26 protein-coding genes are annotated in these 25,457 nt (G+C 56.4%); 14 read left to right on the forward strand and 12 right to left on the reverse strand.

What is annotated here, in order from left to right:
• Positions 1–124 precede the first annotated feature (124 nt).
• Genes IM314_RS01465 through IM314_RS01480 form a run of 4 tightly spaced genes read left to right on the forward strand, consistent with a single transcriptional unit; the run spans position 125 to position 2,618 of the window.
• Entirely contained in the window at positions 125–628 is a 504-nt protein-coding gene (locus IM314_RS01465; protein ID WP_193358256.1) for a hypothetical protein, read from the forward strand.
• Between the two features lie 9 nt (positions 629–637).
• Positions 638–1,084: a DUF421 domain-containing protein gene (locus IM314_RS01470; protein WP_028013100.1), complete on the forward strand. Its 447-nt coding sequence runs from the start codon at positions 638–640 to the stop codon at positions 1,082–1,084.
• An 11-nt stretch (positions 1,085–1,095) separates the two neighbouring features.
• A complete protein-coding gene (locus IM314_RS01475; RefSeq protein WP_047365209.1) occupies positions 1,096–1,614 on the forward strand; it encodes a 2-oxo-tetronate isomerase in 519 nt (172 codons plus the stop codon).
• Positions 1,615–1,631: 17 nt separating this feature from the next.
• The gene (locus IM314_RS01480) at positions 1,632–2,618 is read left to right on the forward strand and encodes an SDR family oxidoreductase (protein ID WP_193358255.1); all 987 of its coding nucleotides are present in this window, start codon (positions 1,632–1,634) and stop codon (positions 2,616–2,618) included.
• Here IM314_RS01480 and IM314_RS01485 read toward each other — a convergent pair whose 3' ends face one another.
• The 8 genes from IM314_RS01485 to IM314_RS01520 form a co-directional block, all read right to left on the reverse strand.
• Complete coding sequence (locus tag IM314_RS01485; RefSeq protein WP_060571856.1) at positions 2,619–4,244, reverse strand: alpha-amylase family protein; 1,626 nt, start codon at positions 4,242–4,244, stop codon at positions 2,619–2,621.
• Between the two features lie 8 nt (positions 4,245–4,252).
• On the reverse strand, positions 4,253–5,263 hold the full coding sequence (cydB, locus tag IM314_RS01490; RefSeq protein WP_028013104.1) for a cytochrome d ubiquinol oxidase subunit II: 1,011 nt from the start codon (positions 5,261–5,263) through the stop codon (positions 4,253–4,255).
• Positions 5,263–6,666: a cytochrome ubiquinol oxidase subunit I gene (locus IM314_RS01495; RefSeq protein WP_028013105.1), complete on the reverse strand. Its 1,404-nt coding sequence runs from the start codon at positions 6,664–6,666 to the stop codon at positions 5,263–5,265. Before IM314_RS01495 ends, cydB begins: the two co-directional genes overlap by 1 nt.
• A gap of 67 nt (positions 6,667–6,733) precedes the next feature.
• Positions 6,734–7,606 (reverse strand): manganese catalase family protein, encoded by an 873-nt coding sequence (locus IM314_RS01500; RefSeq protein ID WP_193358254.1) that lies wholly within the window; start codon positions 7,604–7,606, stop codon positions 6,734–6,736.
• 17 nt (positions 7,607–7,623) lie between these two features.
• Positions 7,624–8,130, reverse strand: coding sequence for a ferritin-like domain-containing protein (locus tag IM314_RS01505; protein ID WP_028013107.1), 507 nt, complete (start codon positions 8,128–8,130; stop codon positions 7,624–7,626).
• Between the two features lie 25 nt (positions 8,131–8,155).
• Positions 8,156–8,359 (reverse strand): hypothetical protein, encoded by a 204-nt coding sequence (locus IM314_RS01510; RefSeq protein WP_008502273.1) that lies wholly within the window; start codon positions 8,357–8,359, stop codon positions 8,156–8,158.
• Between the two features lie 23 nt (positions 8,360–8,382).
• Positions 8,383–8,877, reverse strand: a complete 495-nt coding sequence (locus IM314_RS01515; protein WP_008502272.1) for a ferritin-like domain-containing protein — start codon at positions 8,875–8,877, stop codon at positions 8,383–8,385.
• Between the two features lie 94 nt (positions 8,878–8,971).
• On the reverse strand, positions 8,972–9,157 hold the full coding sequence (locus IM314_RS01520; protein WP_004150795.1) for a general stress protein: 186 nt from the start codon (positions 9,155–9,157) through the stop codon (positions 8,972–8,974).
• A gap of 506 nt (positions 9,158–9,663) precedes the next feature.
• Here IM314_RS01520 and IM314_RS01525 point away from each other — a divergent pair.
• Positions 9,664–11,007 carry a VOC family protein gene (locus tag IM314_RS01525; protein WP_028013108.1) on the forward strand — a complete coding sequence of 448 codons (1,344 nt, stop codon included), beginning with the start codon at positions 9,664–9,666 and terminating at the stop codon, positions 11,005–11,007.
• A 43-nt stretch (positions 11,008–11,050) separates the two neighbouring features.
• Positions 11,051–12,556: a carboxylesterase/lipase family protein gene (locus IM314_RS01530; protein WP_193358253.1), complete on the forward strand. Its 1,506-nt coding sequence runs from the start codon at positions 11,051–11,053 to the stop codon at positions 12,554–12,556.
• Here IM314_RS01530 and IM314_RS01535 read toward each other — a convergent pair.
• Positions 12,543–13,385 carry a LysR family transcriptional regulator gene (locus tag IM314_RS01535; protein ID WP_193358252.1) on the reverse strand — a complete coding sequence of 281 codons (843 nt, stop codon included), beginning with the start codon at positions 13,383–13,385 and terminating at the stop codon, positions 12,543–12,545. The genes IM314_RS01530 and IM314_RS01535 overlap by 14 nt on opposite strands.
• A gap of 114 nt (positions 13,386–13,499) precedes the next feature.
• On the opposite strand from IM314_RS01535, the gene IM314_RS01540 reads away from it, so the two are divergent.
• The 4 genes from IM314_RS01540 (at position 13,500) to rimL (ending at position 18,090) form a co-directional block, all read left to right on the forward strand.
• Positions 13,500–14,669 (forward strand): pyridoxal phosphate-dependent aminotransferase, encoded by a 1,170-nt coding sequence (locus IM314_RS01540; protein WP_193358251.1) that lies wholly within the window; start codon positions 13,500–13,502, stop codon positions 14,667–14,669.
• Between the two features lie 155 nt (positions 14,670–14,824).
• On the forward strand, positions 14,825–15,598 hold the full coding sequence (locus IM314_RS01545) for a transporter substrate-binding domain-containing protein (RefSeq protein ID WP_025756391.1): 774 nt from the start codon (positions 14,825–14,827) through the stop codon (positions 15,596–15,598).
• Positions 15,599–15,840: 242 nt separating this feature from the next.
• A complete protein-coding gene (locus IM314_RS01550; protein ID WP_045260490.1) occupies positions 15,841–17,496 on the forward strand; it encodes a glucan biosynthesis protein D in 1,656 nt (551 codons plus the stop codon).
• Positions 17,497–17,541: 45 nt separating this feature from the next.
• A complete protein-coding gene (gene rimL / locus IM314_RS01555; protein ID WP_041910040.1) occupies positions 17,542–18,090 on the forward strand; it encodes a 50S ribosomal protein L7/L12-serine acetyltransferase in 549 nt (182 codons plus the stop codon).
• On the opposite strand, the gene ydcK is transcribed toward rimL, so the two are convergent.
• A complete protein-coding gene (gene ydcK / locus IM314_RS01560; protein WP_041910038.1) occupies positions 18,085–19,065 on the reverse strand; it encodes a YdcK family protein in 981 nt (326 codons plus the stop codon). The two genes, rimL and ydcK, sit on opposite strands and share 6 nt — an antisense overlap.
• A gap of 122 nt (positions 19,066–19,187) precedes the next feature.
• Between ydcK and tehA the strand changes: the two genes are divergently transcribed.
• Together tehA and tehB are read left to right on the forward strand one after the other, a co-directional pair.
• Positions 19,188–20,189 carry a dicarboxylate transporter/tellurite-resistance protein TehA gene (gene tehA, locus IM314_RS01565; RefSeq protein ID WP_060571852.1) on the forward strand — a complete coding sequence of 334 codons (1,002 nt, stop codon included), beginning with the start codon at positions 19,188–19,190 and terminating at the stop codon, positions 20,187–20,189.
• The gene (gene tehB / locus IM314_RS01570; RefSeq protein ID WP_028013116.1) at positions 20,189–20,782 is read left to right on the forward strand and encodes a tellurite resistance methyltransferase TehB; all 594 of its coding nucleotides are present in this window, start codon (positions 20,189–20,191) and stop codon (positions 20,780–20,782) included. The genes tehA and tehB overlap by 1 nt, the downstream gene beginning before the upstream one ends.
• Here tehB and pepT read toward each other — a convergent pair.
• Positions 20,779–22,008 carry a peptidase T gene (gene pepT / locus IM314_RS01575; protein ID WP_047365200.1) on the reverse strand — a complete coding sequence of 410 codons (1,230 nt, stop codon included), beginning with the start codon at positions 22,006–22,008 and terminating at the stop codon, positions 20,779–20,781. The two genes, tehB and pepT, sit on opposite strands and share 4 nt — an antisense overlap.
• A 111-nt stretch (positions 22,009–22,119) precedes the next feature.
• Here pepT and IM314_RS01580 point away from each other — a divergent pair, with 111 nt between their 5' ends.
• Positions 22,120–23,715, forward strand: coding sequence for an ABC transporter substrate-binding protein (locus IM314_RS01580; RefSeq protein WP_047368531.1), 1,596 nt, complete (start codon positions 22,120–22,122; stop codon positions 23,713–23,715).
• Positions 23,716–23,849: 134 nt separating this feature from the next.
• Positions 23,850–24,524: a DUF3313 domain-containing protein gene (locus IM314_RS01585; RefSeq protein ID WP_041910029.1), complete on the forward strand. Its 675-nt coding sequence runs from the start codon at positions 23,850–23,852 to the stop codon at positions 24,522–24,524.
• 32 nt (positions 24,525–24,556) lie between these two features.
• Here IM314_RS01585 and IM314_RS01590 read toward each other — a convergent pair whose 3' ends face one another.
• Complete coding sequence (locus tag IM314_RS01590) at positions 24,557–25,453, reverse strand: DMT family transporter (protein ID WP_047365193.1); 897 nt, start codon at positions 25,451–25,453, stop codon at positions 24,557–24,559.
• Positions 25,454–25,457 lie beyond the last annotated feature (4 nt).

Genomic DNA, 25,457 nt, shown 5'->3' on the forward strand with positions numbered 1-25,457 from the left:
TTTGAGTGTCTTGACTTATTAAGTATTGTTGCTATTCCTTTATGTGGCAAATGTGATAAGTCTTAAAAACATTCTCTTTGGAAATCAAAACTATCTTGAAATAAGCGAAACGGTGACAACGACTATGAAGCATGAAAATGAAAAGTTACCCGGGATAGATGAGAGTTTTCGCTTGTTGAGGTTTGAATATTCATTTCGGCAGGTGGGTTTTGTGGTCCTTCTGGCTATTATCATCGCAGCGGTTGCTGGTCTGTTTTCCAGCGGGATGGTGAGCGATACGGCCAAAACCAATTCCGCTAACTCATTGAGCATAAACTATGAACGCTTCGGCCGGCGGGAGACGGAGTCAAGAATGCAGGTCACCTTCCCGGTGAAGACGGAGGGCAGCTATACCCTCAGCCTGACCACCGACAGCAGCGACGTATACGAGCCCGGCAGCGTCTGGCCGCAGCCAGACAAAATGTATAGCCACGGCAAAACCCTCTATTTGGTCTATGACGACCTGCAAAAATCAGACAACTTCTCTGTTTTATACTTCACGACACCTTCCAGAGCCGGTAAATGGAACACCGTCATCCGCGTCAACAACGAGCCGGAGATTAACCTCTGGCAATTTATTTACCCCTAGGAGGCTGATATGGATATGGTCTTTCGCGCGCTGGCGATTTATCTGTTTCTCGTGGTGGTATTTAAAGTGGCAGGGCGACGGGCGCTGCTGCAGATGACCAGCTTTGATCTCATCCTCCTCTTAATTATTAGTGAGGCGACGCAACAGGCGCTTTTGGGGCAGGATTTCTCCGTTACCGGCGCAATGATTACCATTACCACGCTGGTGGTCGTTGACATTATATTTGGCCTGATGAAGAAATATTTTTCCCCGGTGGAGAATATTCTTGATGGGACCCCTGTGATTCTGGTTGAGAATGGCGTTCCATTAGCGGATAAGCTAAAAAAAGTCGACGTATCTTGTGATGATATTCTGGTGTCAGCGCGTCAAAATAATGGCATTACAGAACTTAGCGAAATTAAATATGCCATACTTGAGCGCAATGGACATATTTCAATCATTCCTGTTGAAAAATAAGAGGCGGCAAAATGAGCAATCTTTTACACGACAGTCATTATACCGTGAGTGAACTCACCAAAAAGCTGGCGAGTAAATTAACCGATGCCGGGCTGCGCTTAACCACCGCGGAATCCTGCACGGGAGGAAAGCTCTCGGTGGCGCTGTGTGCAGAGGAAAACACGGCCGATTTTTATGACGTCGGGCTGGTTGTGTTCAGCGATGAGGCCAAATCGCGGATCCTCGGCGTGCGTCGGGAGACGCTGGCGCGCTATACCGCCGTCAGTGAACAGACGGTGACCGAGATGGCCGCCAGCATCCGCGACATTGCCCAGGCGGATATCAGCATCGCCATCAGCGGCTACGCGGGTCCGGAAGGGGGCGATGACGGCACGGCGGCGGGAACGGTCTGCTTTGCCTGGAATATCTGCGGTGAGACGAAAACCTGCACCGTCCTTTTCTCCGGTGACTGCCAGGATGTGGTGGAAAAAGCGGTGCAATTTTCGCTCGCTGAACTGGTGACAACATTGTCGGACGGCAATAACGGCTAAATTCACGCGGAGGTTCTATGGCGGTCATAGTGATTACCGGCGGGACGGCGGGCGTGGGAAAAGCCACGGCGCTGAAATTTGCAAAGGCAGGTTACGATGTGGGGCTTATCGCCCGCGATGAAGCCAGCCTGCACTCCACCCAGGAAGAGCTGCGCCGCTTCGGCGTTAATGCCCACGCGGTGCAGGCGGACGTCGCCGACAGTCAGGCGGTGGTGGATGCGGCTAACGAGATCGAGTATCGCCTCGGGGCGATTGATGTCTGGGTCAACAATGCGATGGGGGCCGTACTGGCGCCGTTTCGTACCCTGACGCCGGATGAGTTTCGTCGCATGACAGATGTTACCTATCTCGGATTTGTTAACGGCACCCGCGCCGCGCTGGAGCTGATGGTGCCCCGCGACAGGGGGGTAATTATTCAGGTGGGGTCCGCGCTGGCCTACCGTTCCATCCCTTTGCAGTCGGCCTACTGCGGGGCCAAAGCGGCGATCCGCGGGTTCACCGATGCGGTGCGCACGGAGCTGATGCACGAGAACAGCCGGGTTCAGCTTTCCATGGTGCAGATGCCGGGGCTCAATACGCCGCAGTTCGAATGGGCAAGAAATAAGTTCGCCTGGGCGATGCGACCGGTGCCGCCGGTCTTTGAGCCTGAAGTGGCCGCCAGCGCCATCTTTAAGGTTGCGCAGAAACCGGTGCGCGAGCTGTGGGTGGGCAGCAGCACTATCCAGTCCATCGTCGGGCAATTCTTCTTTCCGGCCTACCTTGACCGTCTGATGGTAAAAAAAGCCTGGGAAGGCCAGATGACCGACGATCTGAACGCAGCGGATCGTCGGGACTATCTCGACCAGCCGATTGACGACCTGCACAAAATCCATGGTCGTTTTACCGACGAAGCGAAGAACCGCGCTACGTCCGTCACCTCCGGTATGCCGGGCAAGGTGGCGCTGGGGGCCCTCGCGGTGGCGGGGATTATGTTGACGCGTCTGATAACCCGCCGGAAACGCTAATCAGCGCAGCGCGCTGCGGTGCGTCCAGAACCAGCGGTAGCCGTAGGCGCCAATACTGAGTTCGACGGTTTTGCCGCAAACCAGCGCGTCGTCGTAGCGTTTGTCCGCGAGGCAGGCGGTCCAGGTGGCGTTGCGGATCCCTCTGGCGGTGAACTGCACCTGCTGGTCGCTGAAGTTTACGAAGGTCAGAATGCTGCGCTCGTCGGTCTCGTAATAGATCCCCAGCACCGCGTCATGATTGAGGGTGATGAGGCGAAAGGGCGCCACGGCAATTTCGGGGAACTCCGATCGGGTATTGGCAATATCAATAATCCGGTGGAGGAGCGAGTTGCGGTGGAGCAGCGAATCGGCGACGTTGATTTTTTGATAGCGGTAGGGCCCGTGGTCGATTATCGGCGCAATAAATTTTTCAGGATCGGCTGCCGAAAACCCGCCGCCCTGTGAACCCGCCCACTGCATTGGGGTGCGGACGGCGTAGCGCTCTTCCAGTTCAAGGTCGTCACCCATGCCGATCTCATCCCCGTAGCGCATCACCGGGACGCCCGGCAGTGAAAAGAGCACCGCGTGGCAGAACGCCAGCCGCTTTGGATCGCCATTCAACATCGGGGCCAGACGTCGGCGGATCCCACGCTGATAGACGTTCATCTCCTCGTCAGGGGCGAAGGTGTCGAGCACGAACTGTTTATCTTTCTGGCTAATCCCTTCCAGATCCAGCTCGTCATGGTTGCGCAGCCAGTTGGCAAAACAGCATGAATCTGGCGGGACGATCATTTTCTTCACCGCGTTGCGCAGCGGGCGGGCGCTTTTTCTGGCCAGGCTGACGTAGAAATACTTGTTGAGCCAGAAGTTGAGCACCAGATGCAGGCGGTCGTTATTGCCGAAATAGTCTTTATAAACCTCAACGTCTACGTCCACTTCGCCGAGCAGGATCGCGTCCGGATTACGCTGTTCGATAAGACGGCGCATATGCTCGAGGATCCACAGGCCCTTTTTCTCGTCACCGCTGCCCGCCTGCTTCGTGAGGTGTGATGCGGCATCCAGCCGAAATCCCGACACCCCCAGCTTGAGCCAGAAGAGGATAATATTCTCAATCTCCTTAAGCACGGCGGGCGAGGTCAGGTTCAGGTCCGGCTCGTGGCGGTAGAACATGTGCCGGTAATACTGTCCCGCCTCGTCGTCCCAGCTCCAGACGCTCTTTTCCACGCCGGGGAACATGGGTGGCGTGTCGTCGTCGTCGTTATCCGACCAGATATAGTAATCACGATAGGGCGAGGCGGGGCTGCGGCGGGCCTGCTGGAACCAGGGATGGGCGTCCGAGGTGTGCTGGATCAGCAGCTCAATAATGACCTGCATGCCCAGCTCCCGGGCCTGTTCGATAAAGGCGATGATATCGGCCAGTTTTCCGAAGCGGGGGTCCACCTGCAGATGGTCGCTGACGTCGTAGCCCTCATCGAGAAAGGGCGTGAGGTAAAACGGGGTGATCCAGATAACCGTCGCCCCCATGCGGCGAATATAGCGCAGCTTGGCCGCGATCCCGGCGATGTCCCCGCAGCCATCGCCGTTCATATCGTAAAAAAGCGCGGTATCAATCTGGTAGATAATGGCCCGTGTATGCCAGTCCGTCATAGCGTTCCTCAGTGATAGCCTTCAGTATCCGAAACTTTGCCCCGGAAGACGTAGTAGCTCCAGGCGGTGTACACCAGAATCACCGGAATTATCAGCAGGGTCCCGACCAGCATAAACAGCTGGCTGGCGGGGGGCGCCGCGGCTTCCCACAGGGTGATGCGCGGCGGAATAATGTTTGGCCACAGGCTGATACCCAGGCCGCTAAATCCGAGGAAGATCAGCCCCAGCGTCAGCAGGAAGGGGCGCGAGTGGCTGGCCGGGTTGCGGGTCAGCCGCCAGATCAGCACGCTAAACAGGCCTACCAGCAGGGGAACCGGCAGGAACCAGAAGAAGTTGGGCAGGGTAAACCAACGGTCGGCCACGTACTGCCAGCCGAGCGGCGTCCAGACGCTGACAACCGCGATCACCACCATCAGGGCCAGCAGCACGTGGCGGGTTAGCTCGCGCATGCGGCGTTGCAGGGCGCCTTCACTTTTCATGATAAGCCAGGTGGTGCCCAGCAGCGTGTAGGCGACCACCAGGCCGATACCGCAGAAAAGGTTAAAGGGCGTCAGCCAGTCAAGCGGCGAGCCCACAAAGCGTCTGCCCTCAACCTCAAAGCCGTTGATCACCGCCCCCACGACGATCCCCTGGCTGAAGGTGGCGAGCAGAGATCCACCGGCGAAGGAGTAGTCCCAGAACTTGCGGTGCGAAGGCGTCGCTTTAAAACGAAACTCAAAGGCGACGCCGCGAAAGATGAGGCCGATCAGCATCGCGGTGAGGGGGATAGTAAGCGCATCAATGATCACCGCGTAAGCCAGCGGGAACGCGCCGAACAGCCCCGCGCCGCCAAGCACCAGCCAGGTCTCGTTGCCGTCCCATACGGGCGCTACGCTGTTGACCATCACATCGCGCTCTTTCGCATCGCCCACGAAGTTAAACAGCAGGCCGATGCCCAAATCAAAGCCATCCATAATGATGTACATCAGCGTGGCAAAGACGATGATGGCAAACCAGATAACAGAGATATCGACGCCCATCAGTTTCTCTCCTGTTCCGGAACAGACTCCGCGGCAGACAGTGGACGGGCGGGGGTGCCCGACGTGTTTGACGTCAGCGTATCGACGGGCTGCGGGCCTTTCTTAATCAGCCGGATGAGGTACACATAGCCCACGCCAAACACCGACGAGTAGACAACGAAGAACGCCAGCAGGCTGATGCTCATCTGCAGGGTGCTGTGCAGGGAGACCGCGTCAATCGTGCGCAGATAACCGTAAACCACCCACGGCTGGCGGCCCACTTCGGTGGTCACCCAGCCAGCGAGCAGCGCCACCAGACCCGCGGGCCCCATGCAAAGGGCAAACCACTGGAACGGACGCGAGTGGTAGAGCCGGTGGCGATAGCGTAGCCAGAGGCTGACCAGACCGAGGGTAATCATCAGCAGGCCCATTCCGACCATGATGCGAAACGACCAGAAGACGATGGTCGAGTTTGGGCGATCCTCTTTCGGGAAGTCCTTCAGCGCCGGGACCTGCTTATCGAGGCTGTGCGTCAGGATAAGGCTGCCGAGCGCGGGGATTTCAAGACCGTATTTGGTGCGCTCCTCGTCCATATCGGGCAGGCCAAACAGCAGTAGCGGCGTGGCCTCGCCGGGCGGATTTTCCCAGTGCCCCTCTATGGCGGCAATTTTGGCTGGCTGATGCTCAAGCGTGTTCAGGCCGTGCATATCGCCCACGACGGCCTGAATGGGGGCAACCAGCAGCGCCATCCACATCGCCATGGAGAACATGGTGCGTATGGCAGGGGTATCGTTACCGCGCAGAAGGTGCCATGCGCCCGACGCGCCGACAAACAGCGCGCTGCTCAGAAATGCGGCGATGGCCATATGAATCAGGCGGTAAGGGAAGGAGGGGTTAAAGATAATCGCCAGCCAGTCCTGCGGAATGACCTGCCCGTTCTCGATAGTAAAACCCTGCGGGGTGTGCATCCAGCTGTTTGAGGCGAGGATCCAGAAGGTCGACATCAGCGTGCCGAGCGCCACCATGCATGTTGAAAAGAAGTGCAGCCCAGGGCCGACCTTGTTCCAGCCGAACATCATTACGCCAAGAAAGCCGGCTTCCAGGAAGAAGGCGGTTAACACCTCGTAGGTCAGCAGGGGACCGGTAATACTGCCTGCGAACTGGGAGAACCCGCTCCAGTTGGTGCCGAACTGATACGCCATGACCAGCCCGGAAACGACACCCATCCCGAAGTTAACGGCAAATATCTTGAGCCAGAAGTGGTACAGCGAGCGCCAGACGTCGTTTTTGGTGCGCAGCCACATGCCTTCGAGCACGACCAGATAGCTGGCAAGACCGATGGTGATCGCCGGGAAAAGAATGTGAAACGAGACGGTAAAAGCGAACTGAATTCTGGCGAGATGAAATGCATCAAGTTCGAACATGGTCCGTACCTCTGAAGCGATGGGGCACGAGAATTGCCGGGCAGGTCAGGATGCCCGGCAAAACCGATTACGATTTACTCTTTCCGGCACCCAGCTCGGCACCGGTCAGCGGGTCGGAATGGGGATCGGACTTGGTGCGGGCAGACATCGCCTTAACCAGGGTTGCCTGTTCAGCTGTGAGCGTCACGCTGGCGCTACCGTCTCCGCCATCAACCGCAGGCTGTGGGGACTCAACGTAATCAAAGTGCTTATCGCTGTTCCAGCTTCCGCGAACCTCTCCACCTTCAGACATATTGTAGTACTTGTTGGTGAATTCCTCGATTGGCGGCAGTTTTCCCGGCGGGAAATTATTACGAATGGACTGCAGCGCCTTCTCAAAGGAGAGCTGATGCGCCGCCTCACGCGTCATCAGAAACGCCAGCGCATCCTTCACTCCGGGATCGTCAGTGACGTTAATCAGCCGTTCATAGATGATTTTCGCCCTGGCCTCTGCCGCCACGTTCGAGCGCAGATCCGCCGTCGGCTCGCCGATGGTATCGACGTAGGCTGCCGTCCAGGGCACGCCCGCCGAGTTAGTGAGCGGGGTACCGCCGCCGTAGAGGAGGGAGGTGATGTGGCTGTCGTTACCGTTTTCGGTCATGGACCGATACAGTTCAGCCTCATTTTCCACCCCTTCCGCCAGCGCGCCTTTGGCACCTTTGTTCAGCATACCAACCAGCGTACCGATGATTTCGAGGTGGCTTAGCTCCTCGGTGGCGATATCCATCAGCATATCCTTGCGGCCCGGATCGTCATCGCTCAGGCCCTGAGTGAAGTAACGGCAGGCGGCAGCCAGTTCGCCCTGCGGCCCACCAAACTGTTCCAGTAAAAGGTTAGCGAGACCGGGGTTGGGTTCGGCGACGCGAACCGTATATTGCAGCTGTTTGACGTGTCGAAACATAGGCACTCTCCTGTGGATTATTTTTTCGCTTCGACACCGTCTGCGTCTGAACGCAGCAGGAACTGTTCCGTCGTTTGCGGGATATGGCGAATCAGCCAGTCGGCCATTTCGCGCTCTTCTGCGAGGATCGTCTCAATGGCAGGCACAGAGGCGGTATCGCCCGCTTTTTTCGCCGCAGCGAGCAGGGAGGTGTAGCAGGCGATTTCAAACTGTTCGAAGACATAGCCGCTGATCGAGCCCTTAACGATCTCATCGGACGGGAACATACCGCCGATGGATTGACCCAGGGCCGCCATTTTGCTCATCGAGTCTTTTAAGACCGAACGAGAAATATCATTACGGTCGAGAATTTCCTCCAGCAATGTAATTTGCCGTTTTGTCTCATTAATATGTTGCTCAATTCTGGCGCGAACATCAGGATAATTATCAATACGGCTGGCCATGGATTCCAGCATTGATTCGGCTTGCTTTTCCATCGCATGGGCATCGCGTAGCCAGTCATGGTAGTGTTCTACGTGATTCATCATTGTATCCTCATTAAGGGTTCGCTTATTTGGTCTCACTTTCAGCTGCCTGATCGGCACGTGCGGCACTATAGCCAGATAAGTGGCCGACAATATTGGCGTAAATGCTGATGATAATGACCCATAGTACGCTATTCTTCCACCATATTACGGAAGGGATAGCGAGAATGAACCATATTATTGCTGCCGCTAAATGGCACCGTTTAATTGTCCTGGGACTGATGCTCATTTTATTTAACCTGTCTTATCGCGTCATTTCTGCGCTTTTTGGTTAATATTGCCAACGGCCAGGTCGGTGAGTTTAAGGTCGGTCTCTTTCTCTTCTTCCAGCGTTTCGGCAAGAAGTTTAACGGCTTTTTTGTAGCCCAGTTGTTCTGCGAGGGTCGCAAGAGTACCGTAGCTGGCTATTTCGTAATGCTCCACTTTTTGCGCAGCGGCAATTAATGCAGCATCACGCACTTCATTTTTTTCCGTACTTTCGATAACTTCGTTGGCTTCTTCAATTAAGCCCTCCATTGCCACGCACTTCATGCGCTTGAGCTTAATACCGTCTTCCTGTTCGACGATCTGGTCAATACGTTCAATCTGGCCCTGCGTCTCCTCCAGGTGCGCGGTGAAGGCGGCGCTCAGCTTCTCGCTGGAGGCGGCGCGAGCGAGTTTGCTTAACGCTCGGGTAAGTTGTTTTTCAGCGCTGTAGGTATCGGACAGAAGATGAATAAATACATCCTCAACACTTTTCATATTCATATTAATTACGCTCCGGTAAAATAAGGAAAGGGTACTGCGAGCTTTTCAGCCCGCAGCATGCTCTCAGGTTTTATTAAAAGAGTACTAAATAAGATCAGGAATTATCAGATTTACGGCCTCCGCCGTGACTGTTCTGTCCCCCTTTCTTACCCGCTTCAGATGCGCGTTGCGGATCGTTTTTGAAATTACCACCGCTGTGCTGGCCGCCTTTACGTCCAGCTTCTGATGCTTTTTCACGGTCTTCAGCGAAATTACCGGAACCACCACGATGCTCTGCCATATTAAACCTCATAGTCATATATTGGTTATGTCAGTACGATACGAAAATATTCCGTATCACTCGTCGTTCGAGTAATAACTCTAGTCGCTGTGAGGCATACGTCAAATTCGTTTCGCCATTAGCGGTTGCGTTATATTTAGTTATTGCTGCGTTTGCGCTTCGCTTGGTTTGGAAATATGGAAGTGTGGGAAGGACTTGTAAACAAATGTTCAGATTAGTCCTAAGTTTCATTTAAAAATCGGAAGGTTGAGGCCAATAATAATGGCGTAGCAAAAACGAATAATTTGCAAGCGGTGATTTGGGGAAAATTACCCCTTTGGGGCTAGAAAAAATAGCCGCTACGAATCATAAGGAAAATCCTGGAAAAAGATGACGAGGCGCCTGACAGGGGGCGGTAGCACACGGTTTAACCACTGGCGTCTTAAGATCACAAATCGGAAATTCTTCTCCCCGGAAGGAACGGCCTTCTCTACACTCCAGGTAATATTCACTGGAGGCATGACATCATGGCGAACACCATCACGGCTGATGATATTCGGGAACATTTTTCGCAGGCTATGTCGGCGATGTACCAGCAGGAAGTTCCGCAGTACGGCACCTTGCTTGAGCTGGTCGCGGACGTAAACCTGGCGGTTCTGGAAAATAATCCACTATTACATGAACAACTGGCGAACGCCGACGAGCTGGCGCGCCTGAACGTGGAGCGTCACGGGGCGATCCGCGTCGGTACGGCACAAGAGCTTTCCACCCTGCGTCGTATGTTTGCCATCATGGGCATGTTCCCGGTCAGCTATTACGATCTTTCTCAGGCGGGGGTACCGGTCCACTCAACGGCGTTTCGTCCGGTTGACGATGCGGCGCTGTGCCGCAATCCGTTTCGTATCTTTACCTCACTGCTGCGCCTTGAGCTGATTGAAAACGTGGCGTTACGCGAGCGGGCGGCAGAAATTCTCTCTCAGCGGAACATCTTTACGCCGCGCTGTCTGGAACTTATTGACCTCCATGAGTCGGAAGGGCACTTTACCGAAGCGCAGGCGCACGAGTTTGTGCAGGAAGCGTTAGAAACCTTCCGCTGGCACCGTCATGCAACGGTCGACCAGGAGACCTACCTGGCGTTGAGTAACGAGCACCGCCTGATAGCTGACGTGGTCTGCTTCCCGGGGTGCCATATCAACCACCTCACGCCGCGCACGCTGGACATTGACCGGGTGCAGGAGCTGATGCCGAAGTACGGGATTGAGCCCAAAATTCTGATCGAAGGGCCGCCGCGTCGTGAAGTGCCGATCCTGCTGCGTCAGACCAGCTTTAAAGCCCTCGAAGAGCCGGTGCTTTTCGCCGGGGAACATAAGGGCACCCACACCGCGCGCTTCGGTGAAATTGAACAGCGCGGCGTGGCTCTGACCCCGAAAGGCCGTGAACTGTACGATAGCCTGCTGGCCCAGGCCGGAACCGGAAAAGATAACCTCACGCACCAGCTGCATTTGCGGGAGATTTTCAGCGCCTTCCCGGACAGCGAAATGTTCCTGCGCCGTCAGGAGCTGGCGTATTTTCGCTATCGCCTGACCCCGGCGGGAGAGGCCCATCGTCACGCGTTTCGTCCGGGGGATGACCCGCAGCCGCTGATTGAGCGCGGGTGGGTGGTGGCCCAGCCGATAATTTACGAAGATTTCCTTCCGGTCAGCGCGGCGGGGATTTTCCAGTCCAATCTCGGGAATGAAACCCAGGCGCGCAGCCACGGGAATGCCAGCCGCAATGCGTTTGAAGCCGCGCTCGGCTGCCCGGTGTATGACGAATTTACGCTCTACGAGGAGGCGGAAACGCGCAGCAAACAGCGTTGCGGTTTGCTCTGAAATCGTTACTCTTCAGGGGTGTGATGGAAAAAATAAGGTCGTTATGCAAAATCCTTCCGCCCCTGTGGTTGAAACGCGCCAGGGCGCACTGTCTGGTTTAACCGATGAAAACGTTCACCTCTGGCGCGGTATTCCTTATGCCGCACCGCCCGTTGGCGACTGGCGCTGGCGCTCACCCCGGCCGCCGGAACGCTGGGATGGCGTGCGTGCAGCTACCGACTTTTCGCCCTCAAGCTGGCAAAGCAGTGAATATTGTCAGGAGCTGGGCGGGGGCGATCCCGGCCAGTTTTCTGAAGACTGCCTCTATCTGAACGTCTGGTCCCCTATCGACCGTACCGGGCCGCTGCCGGTCATGGTCTGGCTGCACGGGGGCGGGTTTACGATCGGCGCCGGAAGCCTGCCGCCGTATAACGGCAAAGCCCTGGCATCCCGCGGGGTGGTTGTCGTCACGATTAACTACCGTCTCGGCCATCTCGGCTTCTTCGCCCATCCCGCTCTGGAAGGTGAAGAGGAGCGGGTGGTGCATAATTTTGCCCTGCTGGACCAGATCGCCGCGCTCGAATGGGTGCGGGATAATATCGCCGCGTTTGGTGGCGACCCGAATAACGTGACCCTGTTTGGTGAATCCGCCGGCGCGCGCAGCGTGCTGTCTCTGCTGGCCTCGCCGCTGGCGGAAGGACTATTCCATAAGGCGATAGTGCAAAGCGGGTACACTTTGCCGGATACGCCGCGCGCGCAGGCCCTGCAAAAAGGGGAAGCGCTGGCCACCCACTTCGGGCTGGAAAATGCGACGGCAGAGCAGCTGCGCGCGATCCCGCCCGAGGCGTTCTGGCCGCTGACCGCGCCGCTGAACGTCGCCCCGGCCCCTATCGTTGGGGATTGCGTTCTGCCGGAGGCGATGCTGGACGTCTTTTTCGCCGCCCGCCAGCATCCCGTGCCGGTGATGATTGGCTCCAACAGCGATGAAGCCAGCGTGATGGCGGTGTTTGGTGTCGATCTCGCCGGGCAGATCCAGAAGCTTCGCCGGGAGCGCCGCTTCGGGCTGGGGCTCATCAAGCTGCTTTATCCGGGCGTGAAGGGCGACGAGGAGCTCGGCAGGCTGGTGTGCCGCGACATGGCCTTCACCACTATGGGCTACGTGGTGATGCAGGCCCAGCAGCGCGTCGGCGGGCTTTGCTGGCGCTACTGGTTTGACTATGTGGCCGAAGCGGAACACGCCACCTATATCAACGGTGCCTGGCACGGCAATGAGGTGCCGTACGCGTTCGATACCCTCGGGCAGGTGGAGCCTTCGCGCCAGTACGTTAACGAACGGGATCTGGCGTTTGCCGCCCAGGTGGCTGATTACTGGGTGAGCTTTGCGCGCGATGCCGGAACGCATGACAGCCTTCACGGGCCGACGCGCTGGCCCGCCTGCCGCAAAGGGCGGGACGTGCTGTTACGTATTGGTGTGAATAAACATGCAGGTTTCAGGCTTGAAAACCGCTTTATGCGCGCCCGCATGAGCCTCTTCAAGCGCGTAATGAAGCACCACGTCAGCCTCGATTAAGCAAACAGGCGCGAAACGCCGCCAGACCATTCTCCTGACAAGGCGTTTCGCGCAGCACCAGCCGGTAGCTCGCGCCGGTTTTAACGCTGGTCTCATAGGGCCGCATTAGCCTTCCGGCGCGGATATCTTCTGCCACCAGCGTTTCGTCGGCAATGGCTACGCCCAGCCCCTGAATGGCGGCGGTAATGGCGAGATCCATCGTATCGAAGTGTTGATTTTTGTGCATAGCAAAGCCCGGACCTTCCTGATTCGCCAGCCACAGTGACCAGTCTGTCTTATCCCTTGTCGGATGAAGAAACGTCAGCGAAGCCAGCGCGGCACCCGCTCGCACGGGACTAAACACCGGCGTCAGCGCCTCTTCGAACAGCAGATCGCCTGCGCTCATGTGCGTGCCGAAGACGATGGCGGCATCGTAAGATTCGGTTTTGAAATTGACGTTATGATCGGTCGTGGTGGTGAGCGCGATCTGCAGATCCGGCTGCTCGCGCTCCACTTCCAGCAGGCGCGGCACCAGCCAGCGCATCGCGCAGGTGGGGGCCTTGAGGCGGATCACCGTATGCTGGCTGCGGGCCTGGTCGGCCACGTTCAGCAGCTGTTCGAAGGAGGACTGCAGTTCGGGAAGCAGGGCGCTGCCCTGCGGGGAGAGGCGCAACCCGCGCGCGTGGCGCTCAAACAGCGGAAAGCCAAACCAGGCTTCAAGGGAGGCAATCTTACGGCTCACGGCCCCCTGCGTCAGGCAGAGTTCCGCGGCGGCGTGGGTAAGATTCAGGTGCCGCGCGGTGACTAAAAATGCGTCGATGGCATTGAGCGGGAGCGAACGGCGTGACATTGAAACACCTCAGCTATGCATTTTTCTCATGGCTATTATGACAACAATTCGATTGTCCCGGCAACGAAGTTGTTGTTTGAATAGTTATGCAATATCCATGAGAAGGGAAAGAGGATGACTTTACGAACGCCGGTGCAAACGCGCTCCAAGCTGCCAGACGTGGGGACCACCATTTTTACCGTTATCGGCCAGCTTTCGGCCCTGCATAACGCCATCAACCTTTCTCAGGGGGCACCGAATTTTTCCTGCGACCCGAAGCTGATCGCCGGCGTTACCCGCGCGATGGAGGCAGGGCATAACCAGTATGCATCGATGACCGGCTTGCAGCCGCTCAAAGAACGCATCGCCGATAAGATTGCCGCGCTCTACGGCACGCAGTATCACCCTGCCAGCGAGGTGCTGGTCACCGCCAGCGCCAGCGAAGGGCTCTATTCGGCGATAAGCGGGCTTGTGCACCCTGGCGATGAGGTGATCTACTTTGAGCCGTCGTTTGACAGCTACGCGCCGATTGTTCGTCTGCAGGGGGCAACGCCTGTCGCCATCAAGCTCACGGTGCTGGATTTTGCCGTCAACTGGGATGAGGTCCGTGCGGCAATCACCCCGCGCACGCGCATGATCATCATCAATACGCCGCACAACCCGAGCGGCCAGGTCTTCTCTGCTAATGACCTGCAGCAGCTGGCGGCGCTAACGCGCAATACCGACATCATTATTTTGTCTGACGAAGTGTACGAACACGTCGTGTTTGATGAGGAACCGCACCACGGGATGGCCACGCACCCGCAGCTGGCGGAGCGTAGCGTGATTATTTCTTCTTTCGGAAAAACCTATCACGTCACCGGCTGGCGCGTGGGTTATTGTGTGGCACCCGCAGAGCTGATGGACGAGATATGTAAAGTCCATCAATTTTTGATGTTCTCTGCCGATACGCCAATGCAATACGCGTTTGCAGAACACATGACCGATCCGCAAACCTGGCTGTCGCTGTCGGCGTTTTACCAGCGTAAGCGCGATCTGCTGCACGGCCTGCTGGCCGATTCGCCGTTTACCCTGCTGCCGAGCGCCGGGTCGTTCTTTATGCTGGCGGACTACAGCCAGTTCAGCGACGAGCGCGACAGCGAGCTGGTGAAGCGGCTGATTGTTGAGTACGGTGTTGCCACCATTCCGCTGTCGGCGTTTTATGCCGACGGCACGGATAATAAATTGATTCGCCTCTCTTTTGCGAAAGATGAGGCGACGTTACGGGCAGGTGCCCAGGCCCTGTGTCGTGTTAAACCACGCTGAGCCTATCCCATTAGGCTATTTTATTCGCCATTTTGGTACCGGGCAGTGCTCGAAATCCTCACGTACTACATGTACGTTCCGGTTTCTGTGCGCTGTCCGGTACCAAACTGTCTTCAACAATTACGCCTACTGGGATAGGCTCTGAGGAGTATGAGATGAAATTACGCGCGTTAGTTGTCGGCATGGGATTGCTGTGCACCTTTTCCTCCTTCGCGGCCACCGAGCTGCGCTACGGTCTGGAAGCGGAATACCCGCCGTTTGAAAGCCGTAATGCGGCAGGCGAACTGGAAGGGTTTGACGTTGAGCTGGGAAATGCCATCTGCAAAGCGGCAGCGCTGAAGTGCAGCTGGGTCGAAACCTCATTTGACGCGCTGATCCCGGGGCTGGTGGCGAAGAAGTTTGACGCCATCAATTCGGCGATGAACATTACCGAGCAGCGCCGCAAGAGCATCGATTTTACCCAGCCGATCTACCGCATTCCGTCTCAGCTGGTCGGCAAGGCCGGTACGGCGGTCGAAGCAACGCCTGAAGGGCTGAAGGGGAAAACCATCGGCGTGCTGCAGGGGTCGATTCAGGAAACCTATGCCAAAGAGCACTGGGAAAAGCAGGGTGTCACCGTGGTGTCGTATAAAGATCAGAATATGGCCTGGGGCGACCTGCTGAATGGCCGCATTGATGCCTCGCTGGTCATGTCCGCGGCCGGGCAGGCGGGTTTCCTCAGCAAGCCGCAGGGAAAAGGGTTTGGCTTCATCGGCAAACCGGTGTCTGACGACACTATCCTCGGCAGTGGGATCGGCTTTGGGTTGCGCAAAGGTGACGAGGCCACCAAAAAGCAGCTTGATGCCGCCATTGATAAAGTACGTGCCGACGGCACGATCGCCAAACTCGCTGATAAGTACTTCCCGGGTATCGATGTCAGCGTAAAATAACCGCCTCATTGGCCCCGTCAGCTGATGTCCTGACGGGGCATTTTTCTACACATTTTCCAGGCTTTCTTTACACCACTTTCGGGCCGTTCTGGTCGAAAGAAAATATTTCTCACTTTGTTCAGATAATCACCGGCCAACAATTGGATTCTTAACCATTTTTGTTTAGGCTGTGCGTTCTTTCTTGCCGTCATTTCGCCGAGCGCGAAACACATTCACACGACCATAAGGACGTTTTTCCAGGCATGAATCGCAGACGTTTTCTAAAAGGCTCGCTGGCTGTGGCAGCCCTGAGCGGCACCTCCGGCCTTGCTTCCCTGTTTTCCAAAGCGGCATATGCGGCTGACTCTGACATCGCTGACGGTCAGAGCCGTCGGTTTGACTTCTCCGTACTGCAATCCATGGCGCATGACCTGGCGAAAACCCCGTGGGGTGGCGCGCCGCGTCCGCTGCCGGAGACGCTGGCGACCATGACGCCGCAGGCGTATAACGCCATCCGCTACGATGAAAAACAGTCTCTGTGGAACAATATTGAAGGGCGTCAGCTGGACGTGCAGTTCTTCCATATGGGAATGGGGTTCCGCCGCCGTGTGCGGATGTTCTCGCTGGACCAGTCTACCTCTATGGCGCGCGAGATCCACTTCCGCCCTGAGCTGTTCAGCTACGGTGACACGGGTGTCGATACCAAACAGCTGGAAGGGCAAAGCGATCTCGGCTTCGCGGGCTTCCGCGCCTTTAAAGCGCCTGAGCTGGCGCGCCGCGATATCGTCTCTTTCCTCGGGGCGAGCTATTTCCGCGCGGTGGACGACACCTACCAGTACGGGCTTTCCGCGCGCGGTCTGGCGGTAGATACCTTTACCGACACCCCGGAAGAGTTCCCTGACTTCACCTCCTTCTGGTTTGAAACCGTCAAGCCTGGCGATACCACCTTTACCGTCTATACGCTGCTGGACAGCCCGAGCGTCACCGGTGCCTATAAATTCGTGATCCACTGCGAGAAGAGCCAGGTGATCATGGAGGTGGAAAACCATCTCTACGCGCGTAAGGACATTAAGCAGCTGGGCATCGCGCCGATGACCAGCATGTTCAGCTGCGGCAACAACGAACGCCGCATGTGCGACACCATTCACCCGCAAATCCACGACTCCGACCGCCTGGCAATGTGGCGCGGCAACGGGGAGTGGATCTGCCGTCCGCTCAATAACCCGCAGAAGCTGCAGTTTAATGCCTATCTGGACAAAAACCCGAAAGGGTTCGGCCTGCTGCAGCTCGATCGCGATTTCTCCCACTATCAGGACGTGATGGGCTGGTATAACAAGCGCCCGAGCCTGTGGGTTGAGCCGCGCAACGACTGGGGGAAAGGATCTATCGCGCTGATGGAGATCCCAACCACCGGTGAAACGCTGGATAACGTGGTCTGCTTCTGGCAGCCGGAAAAACCGGTGAAAGCGGGCGACGAGTTGGACTTTAAATATCGTCTCTACTGGAGCGCGCAGCCGCCGGTGCGTTCCCCGCTGGCCAACGTTTACGCGACCCGTACCGGCATGGGCGGCTTCCCGGAGGGCTGGGCGCCGGGCGAACACTATCCGAAAGTGTGGGCCCGTCGCTTTGCTATCGACTTCGTCGGCGGCGACCTGAAGGCCGCTGCGCCAAAAGGCATTGAGCCGGTGATTACGCTCTCCAGCGGTGAAGCGAAGCAGGTTGAGATCCTTTACGTTGAGCCGTTTGACGGGTATCGCATTCTGTTTGACTGGTACCCAACGTCGGATTCGACGGAGCCGGTGGATATGCGCCTGTTCCTGCGCTGCCAGGGCGATGCCATCAGCGAAACCTGGCTGTATCAGTATTTCCCGCCAGCGCCGGATAAACGTCATTACGTTGATGACCGGGTAATGCGTTAACGATCGATTCCCTCTCCCACAGGGAGAGGGTTAGGGTGAGGGGCAATGACCGCAACACAATCCGAAACTATTCCCGTATCTGACGCGCTCGAGCTTCGCGCCGTCGAAGAGCGTTACACCGCCGAACTGCATAACCTCGTCGTCAAAAACAGAGCCTATCTGCAAACCGCCTTTGACTGGGCGCAGCACGTGGGAACTGAAGATGACACCCGACGCAACGTGCAGAGTAACCAGATGCTGCACCAGCGCGGCTACGCCAAAATGTTTTTGATCTTCAGGGAGGATGCGCTGGTCGGCGTACTGTCGTTTAATGCGATTGAGCCTTCCAACAAAGCCGCGTACATCGGCTACTGGCTGGATGAAGCACATCAGGGGCAGGGGATACTCTCGCAGTCGCTGCAGGCGTTTATGCGCTACTACGCTGAGCGCGGTGAGATCCGCCGATTTGTGATCAAGTGTCGGGTGGCGAATCAGCACAGCAACAGCGTGGCCCTGCGCAACGGTTTTACGCTGGAAGGGTGCCTGCGGGAAGCGGAATACCTCAATGGCGCCTATGACGATGTGAACATCTACGGCAAAATTTATACCCTATAGCGCCCCCAGGAGCGGCGTGCGGGTGATGCGCTGGTCGCCGTTGATCACCTTTTCACCGCGCAGGTGAATGCTCTCCCCAGCAAAGGCCTCTATCACCGCATCGTCGGTGATTTCTACCCGATGCTCAATCAGCACGTCGCCGCTGATCCGCGCGCGTCCCTGAATCACCACTTTATCATCCAGCATGATCGGCCCGCCGCGCAGCCATGCCTGACCGCCGATCAGGACGTGGTGCTTGATGATGCAGTTTCCTTCCACCACGGCGTTCTCGGCAATCTGAGAGCTGTAGCGCACGGTAGGGATGGCGTCATCGTCGAAACCGGCTATCACGCGGGCGTTGCCGTACACTTTGGCACAGTCGCACACCCAGACGTTGTTGAGTTCGTTACCTTCAAGGATCGCGCAGTCGAACACTTCGGCGCGGTGCTCAACAAACGCGTTATTCACCATCGCCTCGCCGTATATTTGTGCCTGATGCACAATGCGCGATCGGCTTACCGTCGCCTTGCCGTAGATTTGCAGGATCTGGTCGTGGTCCGGCGTGAGGCCTTTAGCGGCAATGATGACGCTGTTGTGCAGGACGCGCGCGTCGCCGTAAAGATGGCACTCACCCCGCACGCAGGAGTGCTGAATTGTGACGTTGTCACTTATTCGCGCCCCGTGGCTGACCTCTGCGGCGTCAAGCCAGCAGTTATCGCCGATATGCGCGTCATGGCTGACGGTGCACGGCAGGGTCAGGCGCGCGTTCCCGGACACGGTTGCGCCAGCGAATACCACGCTGTTTTCATCGTAGATCCAGCAGTCTCCGTCCTGCGCAAGGGCGCGCTCATCGTCAATCCAGCCGCCTTTCGTGCCGGCCTTCACATCGTTAAAGTCCACCGTAGCGATAATCTGCCGCAGCGTCGTTGAGTGGGATGTTTCGCCATTTTTCCATTGCCAGAGCCGGGTTTCATCGCTGAGCCGATACTTATTCATCGTGGGGTCCCTGATATGCGTCTTCACTAAACGTAGCAAACTTTCGGCTTTCCGTTGTGCTGGCATCCGTTGCTGAAACCCCTTAAAATGGCATTTAAAATACATTTTAAAAATTCAAATTAATGGATAAATTAAACAAACCTGAACAGGCGCTTAACCTTCCCGCAGGCTATTTTGGCATGGTGCTGGGCATCATCGGCATGGGTTTCGCCTGGCGATACGCCAGCACCCTGTGGCCGGTGACGCGCTGGCCGGGTGAGATTCTGGTCGCTCTCGCAGTTGCCTGCTGGTTTTTACTGACGACGGCGTTTATTACCCGTGCGATCCGTTTCCCGCACAGCGTGCTGGCAGAGATGCGCCACCCGGTGATGAGCAGCTTCGTCAGCCTTTTTCCGGCCACCACCATGCTGGTCGCCATCGGTTTTGTGCCCTGGTTCCGCCCGGTATCGCTGGCGCTGTTCGGCGTGGGCGTGATGTTACAGCTTGCTTATTCCGCCTGGCAAAGCGCCGGGCTCTGGCGAGGCAGGCACCCGCAGGAGGCCACCACGCCCGGATTGTATCTGCCGACGGTGGCGAATAATTTCATCAGCGCGATGGCGTGCGGTGCTCTGGGGTTCAACGATGCAGGGCTCGTTTTTCTCGGCGCGGGCGTCTTTTCCTGGCTCAGCCTGGAGCCGGTGATCCTCCAGCGTCTTCGCAGCGCCGGGGAGCTTCCCACCGCGCAGCGCACCGCTTTAGGCATTCAGCTGGCGCCCGCGCTGGTGGCGTGCAGCGCCTGGTTTAGCGTCAACGGTGGGGAAGCCGACACCTTCGCCAAAATGCTGTTCGGCTACGGCCTGTTGCAGTTGCTCTTTATGCTGCGCCTGCTGCCGTGGTATGTGTCCCAGCCGTTTAACGCCTCCTTCTGGAGTTTCTCGTTTGGCGTGTCGGCTCTGGCTACCACCGGGCTGCATCTGGGTCACGGCAGTTCGTCTGGATTCTTCCACGCCATTGCCGTGCCGCTGTTTATCTTTACCAATCTCATCATTGGGATGCTGTTGGTCCGTACGTTTATTCTGCTGATTCAGGGCAAACTTCTGGTGCGCACTGATAAGGCACTGCTTATGCAATCTGAGGAAAAATAATGGCTGTCGATGAAAATTACTTCACAGAGAAATATGGCTTAACCCGTACGCATTCAGAGGTGCTGTACAGCGCGGGGATCGTAAAGCCCGGCAAGACATTGGATCTGGGCTGCGGAAATGGCCGCAACAGCCTTTACCTGGCGGCCAACGGCCACGAGGTGACCGCCTGGGATAAAAACCCGATGAGCGTTGATAACATTGAGCGCATCAAGGCGGCAGAAGGGATTGAGAATCTGCACACTGCCGTCAAAGATCTTAACAGCCTGAGCTTTGACGGCGAGTACGACTTTATTCTCTCCACCGTGGTGCTGATGTTCCTGGAGGCGAAAACCATTCCGGGCCTTATCGCCAACATGCAGCGCTGCACCAAACCCGGCGGCTACAACCTGATCGTTGCCGCGATGGACACGGCGGATTACCCGTGCACCGTCGGCTTCCCGTTTGCGTTCAAAAGCGGTGAGCTGAGCAGCTACTACGAAGGCTGGGAGCTGCTGAAATACAACGAAGAGGTTGGCGAACTGCACCGCACCGATGAAAACGGCAACCGCATCAAGCTGCGCTTTGCCACTATGCTGGCGCGCAAGCCCGCTTAACGGGCGGCCAGCAGGCAGATCTGCAGGGCAGTCTTGTAAGACGCCTCGAACGACGACAGCGGCAGGAACTCAAACTTCGAGTGGAAATTATGCGCGCCGGTGAAGAAGTTCGGGGTGAGTAGCCCTTTTGCCGACAGCGCCGCACCGTCCGTGCCGCCGCGCATAGGGATCGGTTTTGGGGTGATGCCGAGCGATTCCATAGCCTCAAACATCAGGTCGATGGCGCGCCGGTCTTCACCAATCGCATTGCTGATGTTGCTGTAGGTATCTTCAATGCGATAGTCGACCTTCGCCGTCGGGTGTTGGGCGGCAATCAGCGCGGCGACGTCAGCAATCTGCTGCTTGCGGGCGTCAAAGCTGGCTTTATCAAAATCGCGAATATTAGCCTTTAGCACGGCGTCGTTCTGTCCGGCCTGAATGCCGTTAAACCAGATATAGCCTTCGCGGCCCTCGGTGCACTCCGGGGTTTGCTGGCGGTCGAAATGGCTGATGAAGTCGGTTGCCATCAATAACGGGTTCACCAGTACCCCTTTGGCGGACATCGGGTGCGCCGTCACGCCGGTGAAGTGGATCTCTGCCGCTGCCGCGTTAAAATTCTCGTAAACAATTTCTCCCAGCTCGCAGCAGTCAATGGTCCAGGCAAAGTCCACGTCGAAGCGTTTCAGATCCAGCGCCTTGGCGCCGTTCAGGCCAATCTCTTCGTCGGGCACAAACGCGACCACAATGTCGCCATGCTGATGCTCAGCGGTGAGGTTTTCCAGTACGGTCATTACCACCGTCACCGCCGCTTTATTGTCTGCGCCCAATACGCTGGTACCGTCGCTGAAAATAATCTCCTCATTCGGATAAGCCAGAATTTCCGGGTGCTCGTTCACGCGCAGCCAGATGTCTTTTTCCTTATTCAGGCAGAGATCTTCACCATTAAACGTTAATATTTGCGGATGAATATTCGGTGATAAACCGACGTCAACGGTATCAATGTGGGTAATAAAGCCGATGCGCGGCGCGCCGGGCACGTTGCCTTTTTTCACTGCCGTCACGGTCGCGAATTCGTCAATCACGATGTCGTCTAACCCCAGCTGCGCCAGCTCCTGCGCCAGCTCTCGCGCCATGTCGTGCTGGCCCGGCGTCGAGGGCAGAGTTTTCACTTTCGGATCGCTCTGGCTGGTAATCGCAAGATAGCGGAAAAAACGGTGCGTTAATTGTCTGGAAAGCGGCGAGCCCATAGTGTTTTCTTCCTTATTTATTTTTCGGGTGTTTGCCACTTCACTTTAATGTTATTTATGAAATGGCAAAAGAATTAATTAGCCGTCGAATTAAAAAGACAGGAATAAATGATGACAAGCAAACGCACAACGTTAACGCTGGCACTCGCTGCGCTCACGGTCAGTTCCACCGTAGCCGCGAAAACGCTGGTGTATTGCTCCGAAGGGTCACCGGAAAACTTTAATCCCCAGTTATACACCTCGGGCACCAGCGTGGATGCCAGCGCAGTGCCGGTCTACAACCGGCTGGTCGATTTCAAACCCGGCACCACGGAGCTGGTGCCGAGCCTGGCAGAGCGCTGGGAGGTGAGCGACGACGGTAAGGTTTATACCTTCCATCTGCGTAAAGGGGTGAAGTTTCAGAGCAATAAATTCTTCACGCCGACCCGCGATTTTAACGCCGATGACGTGATCTTCTCGTTTATGCGCCAGAAGGACGTTAACCATCCCTATCACAACGTCTCAAACGGCAGCTATTCCAACTTCGAAAGCCTGGAGTTTGGCAGCCTGATTACCGCTATTGATAAAGTCGATGACCACACGGTGCGCTTTACCCTGGCGCACCCTGAAGCGCCGTTTGTTGCGGATCTGGCATGGTATTTTGCCTCGATCCTCTCCGCGGAGTATGCCGATGCAATGTTGAAAGCGGGCACGCCGGAGAAGGTGGATATGCAGCCCATTGGCACCGGGCCGTTTAAGCTGGCGCAGTATCAGAAGGATTCCCGCATTCTGTTTACGGCGTTTGCCGACTACTGGCAGGGGAAATCAAAGCTGGACAGGCTGGTCTTTACCATCACCCCGGATCCTTCCGTGCGTTTTGCCAAAATTGAGAAAAACGAATGCCAGGTGATGCCGTTCCCGAACCCGGCGGATCTGCCGCGCATGAAGGCCAATAAAGATATTACGCTGATGAGCAAGGCCGGGCTGAACACGGGTTTCCTGGCGTTTAATACCCAAAAGCCGCCGCTGGATAACGTGAAGGTTCGCCAGGCGCTGGCGATGGCGATCAATAAGCCGGCCATTATCGACGCGGTGTTTCACGGCACCGGCACCGCGGCGAAAAATCTGCTGCCGCCGGGCGTCTGGAGCGCTGACAGCGAGCTGAAGGATTACGATTACGATCCTGAAAAAGCGAAAGCGTTGCTGAAAGAGGCCGGTTTAGCCGGCGGCATGAGTATTGACCTGTGGGCGATGCCCGTCCAGCGGCCCTATAACCCGAACGCCAGGCGGATGGCGGAGATGATTCAGGCTGACTGGGCGAAGGTGGGGGTGCAGACCAAAATTGTCACCTACGAATGGGGCGAATATCTCAAGCGCGTGAAGGACGGTGAACATCAGGCTGCCCTGATGGGCTGGACGACCGCAACGGGCGACCCGGATAACTTCTTTGGCCCGCTGTTTACCTGCACCTCGGCCAACGGCGGTTCGAATTCGGCGAAGTGGTGCTATAAGCCGTTTGATAAAATTATCGCGGAAGCAAAATCAACTACCGATCGCGACAAGCGCGTAGCGCTGTATAAAGAGGCGCAGCAGATCATGCATGACCAGATGCCGGCGGTCATGATTGCGCATTCAACGATCTTCGAACCGGTGCGCAAAGAGGTGACAGGTTACGAAATCGATCCGTTTGGCAAACATTTGTTCTGGCAGGTGGATATTAATCAGTAATTTTCTATGCCCGGTACGCTGCCGGGCACTCTTTTCGCAATTTGTGCTCCCCACGTCATTTTTTGTCACAACAAACCCGCCGAACTTTTGCTATAACTTCAAATGCATACTTGCAGATTACATGGAAAACTATCATGCGTACTCAAACTTTTTTTAAAGTTGCAGTGCTTACTGGTTTATTGGCAGTGGCGGGCTGTTCTTCAAAAGTCGCGGCTCCAGAACAATATTCAGGCTTTTTAAAAGATTATTCCGGCTTGCAGCAGACGACGTCTGCAACGGGTAAACCAACGCTGCGTTGGGTTGACCCTTCTTATAACGAAGCCAACTATGACAGCATTATCTGGACGCCGATTACCTATTATCCAGCGCCAAAACCAACCACTCAGATTGGTAAAAGAACGCTTGATGAGCTGCTGGATTACACCAATAACAAAATGAAAACGGCTATTGGTACCCGTAAGCCGATTGTGACCACACCGGGTAAACACAGCCTGATTTTCCGCGGTGCTATTACCGGGGTGAGTTCGCAGAAAGAAGGCCTGCAGTTCTATGAAGTGGTGCCGGTCGCGCTGGTGGTAGCAGGTACGCAGATGGCAACCGGCCATCGCACCATGGATACCCATCTCTACTTTGAAGGTGAGCTGATCGACGCGGCCACCAATAAACCGGTGATGAAGGTGGTTCGTAAAGGTGAAGGTAAAGAGCTGAATAACGAAAGTACGCCGATGACCTTTGCGACGCTGAAGCAGGTTGTTGACGACATGGCGACGGACGCCACCATGTTTGACGTGCATAAAACAGCGAAATAACGTTAAGCGGCCTGCATTGCGCAGGCCGTTTTTTACGCCGTACGCAGGCGCCTGAACCAGGTCTCTGGTTTCGTGAACATCACCATATTCCCGCCCAGAATCAGCAGCAAACCGACGATACCGTTGATGTGCCAGACGTAGCCTTCATACACCGTTGAGATAGAGAGCGCCACCAGCGGGAAGAGCAGCGTACTGTAGGCCGCTTTCCCGGGGCCTATGCGTCCCACCAGCGTGAAGTAGGCGCCAAAGGCAATCACCGAGCCGAAGAGTGCCAGATAGAGCAGCGCGCCCATGTAGGTGACCGTCCATTCCGGGGTAAAACTGTCGCCTCTGAAGAGCGCAATACCCCCCATCACCAGCGTGCCGTAAAGCATAGCCCAGGCGTTGGTGGTCATGGTTTCCAGACCTCTGCGCTGATGGCGCATGCTGATCATATTGCCCAGCGAGAAGCCGTACGTGCCGAGGGCGGAAAGGCCAATGCCCGTCAGGAGCGATACGCTCCAGCCGCTGGCCAGCAGGTCGTCCCAGAAAAGGGTCACGATCCCCACAAGACCCAGCGCCGCCGCCGTCCAGAAACGCGCGGGCGGGCGCTGTCCAAAGAAAATAAAACAGTTAATGGCGTTGTAGAGCACCGCCATGGAGAAGATCACCGATTCCAGCCCGGTGTTAATGTGTGCCGCCGCGGTATAAAAACACCAGAAGTTAAAGCAGAAGACGCAGCATCCCTGAAGCATGCAGAACAGATGATCCCGCAGCGCCAGCTTACGCAACCGGCGCAGGGCAAGTAACACCACCATCATCGTGGCGCTGGCCACCGCGAAACGCCAGAAAATAGAGACGGGGGCGGGTACGGGACCCTGCTGCAGGAAAATGGCAATCCAGGTGGTTCCCCAGATGATCACCACCAGTCCGTATAATAACGCGTTCATATTT

It is taken from the genome of Enterobacter cloacae complex sp. P42RS (genome assembly GCF_014930595.1).
Classification (GTDB): domain Bacteria; phylum Pseudomonadota; class Gammaproteobacteria; order Enterobacterales; family Enterobacteriaceae; genus Enterobacter; species Enterobacter bugandensis.

Bases quoted from the DNA above. Each gene is read 5' to 3' on its own strand.
- IM314_RS01590 (WP_047365193.1), bottom strand. From the start codon at position 25,453: ATGAACGCGTTATTATACGGACTGGTGGTGATCATCTGGGGAACCACC.
- IM314_RS01485 (WP_060571856.1), bottom strand. From the start codon at position 4,244: ATGACGGACTGGCATACACGGGCCATTATCTACCAGATTGATACCGCG.
- IM314_RS01510 (WP_008502273.1), bottom strand. From the start codon at position 8,359: ATGAGCATCAGTCCCAGGACAATTAAACGGTGCCATTTAGCGGCAGCA.
- IM314_RS01545 (WP_025756391.1), top strand. From the start codon at position 14,825: ATGAAATTACGCGCGTTAGTTGTCGGCATGGGATTGCTGTGCACCTTT.
- rimL (WP_041910040.1), top strand. From the start codon at position 17,542: ATGACCGCAACACAATCCGAAACTATTCCCGTATCTGACGCGCTCGAG.
- IM314_RS01520 (WP_004150795.1), bottom strand. From the start codon at position 9,157: ATGGCAGAGCATCGTGGTGGTTCCGGTAATTTCGCTGAAGACCGTGAA.
- IM314_RS01500 (WP_193358254.1), bottom strand. From the start codon at position 7,606: ATGTTTCGACACGTCAAACAGCTGCAATATACGGTTCGCGTCGCCGAA.
- ydcK (WP_041910038.1), bottom strand. From the start codon at position 19,065: ATGAATAAGTATCGGCTCAGCGATGAAACCCGGCTCTGGCAATGGAAA.
- IM314_RS01585 (WP_041910029.1), top strand. From the start codon at position 23,850: ATGCGTACTCAAACTTTTTTTAAAGTTGCAGTGCTTACTGGTTTATTG.
- IM314_RS01515 (WP_008502272.1), bottom strand. From the start codon at position 8,877: ATGAATATGAAAAGTGTTGAGGATGTATTTATTCATCTTCTGTCCGAT.
- IM314_RS01535 (WP_193358252.1), bottom strand. From the start codon at position 13,385: ATGTCACGCCGTTCGCTCCCGCTCAATGCCATCGACGCATTTTTAGTC.
- IM314_RS01540 (WP_193358251.1), top strand. From the start codon at position 13,500: ATGACTTTACGAACGCCGGTGCAAACGCGCTCCAAGCTGCCAGACGTG.
- tehB (WP_028013116.1), top strand. From the start codon at position 20,189: ATGGCTGTCGATGAAAATTACTTCACAGAGAAATATGGCTTAACCCGT.
- cydB (WP_028013104.1), bottom strand. From the start codon at position 5,263: ATGGGCGTCGATATCTCTGTTATCTGGTTTGCCATCATCGTCTTTGCC.
- IM314_RS01495 (WP_028013105.1), bottom strand. From the start codon at position 6,666: ATGTTCGAACTTGATGCATTTCATCTCGCCAGAATTCAGTTCGCTTTT.
- IM314_RS01580 (WP_047368531.1), top strand. From the start codon at position 22,120: ATGACAAGCAAACGCACAACGTTAACGCTGGCACTCGCTGCGCTCACG.
- IM314_RS01465 (WP_193358256.1), top strand. From the start codon at position 125: ATGAAGCATGAAAATGAAAAGTTACCCGGGATAGATGAGAGTTTTCGC.
- IM314_RS01550 (WP_045260490.1), top strand. From the start codon at position 15,841: ATGAATCGCAGACGTTTTCTAAAAGGCTCGCTGGCTGTGGCAGCCCTG.
- IM314_RS01470 (WP_028013100.1), top strand. From the start codon at position 638: ATGGATATGGTCTTTCGCGCGCTGGCGATTTATCTGTTTCTCGTGGTG.
- IM314_RS01530 (WP_193358253.1), top strand. From the start codon at position 11,051: ATGCAAAATCCTTCCGCCCCTGTGGTTGAAACGCGCCAGGGCGCACTG.
- IM314_RS01505 (WP_028013107.1), bottom strand. From the start codon at position 8,130: ATGAATCACGTAGAACACTACCATGACTGGCTACGCGATGCCCATGCG.
- IM314_RS01525 (WP_028013108.1), top strand. From the start codon at position 9,664: ATGGCGAACACCATCACGGCTGATGATATTCGGGAACATTTTTCGCAG.
- IM314_RS01475 (WP_047365209.1), top strand. From the start codon at position 1,096: ATGAGCAATCTTTTACACGACAGTCATTATACCGTGAGTGAACTCACC.
- IM314_RS01480 (WP_193358255.1), top strand. From the start codon at position 1,632: ATGGCGGTCATAGTGATTACCGGCGGGACGGCGGGCGTGGGAAAAGCC.
- tehA (WP_060571852.1), top strand. From the start codon at position 19,188: ATGGATAAATTAAACAAACCTGAACAGGCGCTTAACCTTCCCGCAGGC.
- pepT (WP_047365200.1), bottom strand. From the start codon at position 22,008: ATGGGCTCGCCGCTTTCCAGACAATTAACGCACCGTTTTTTCCGCTAT.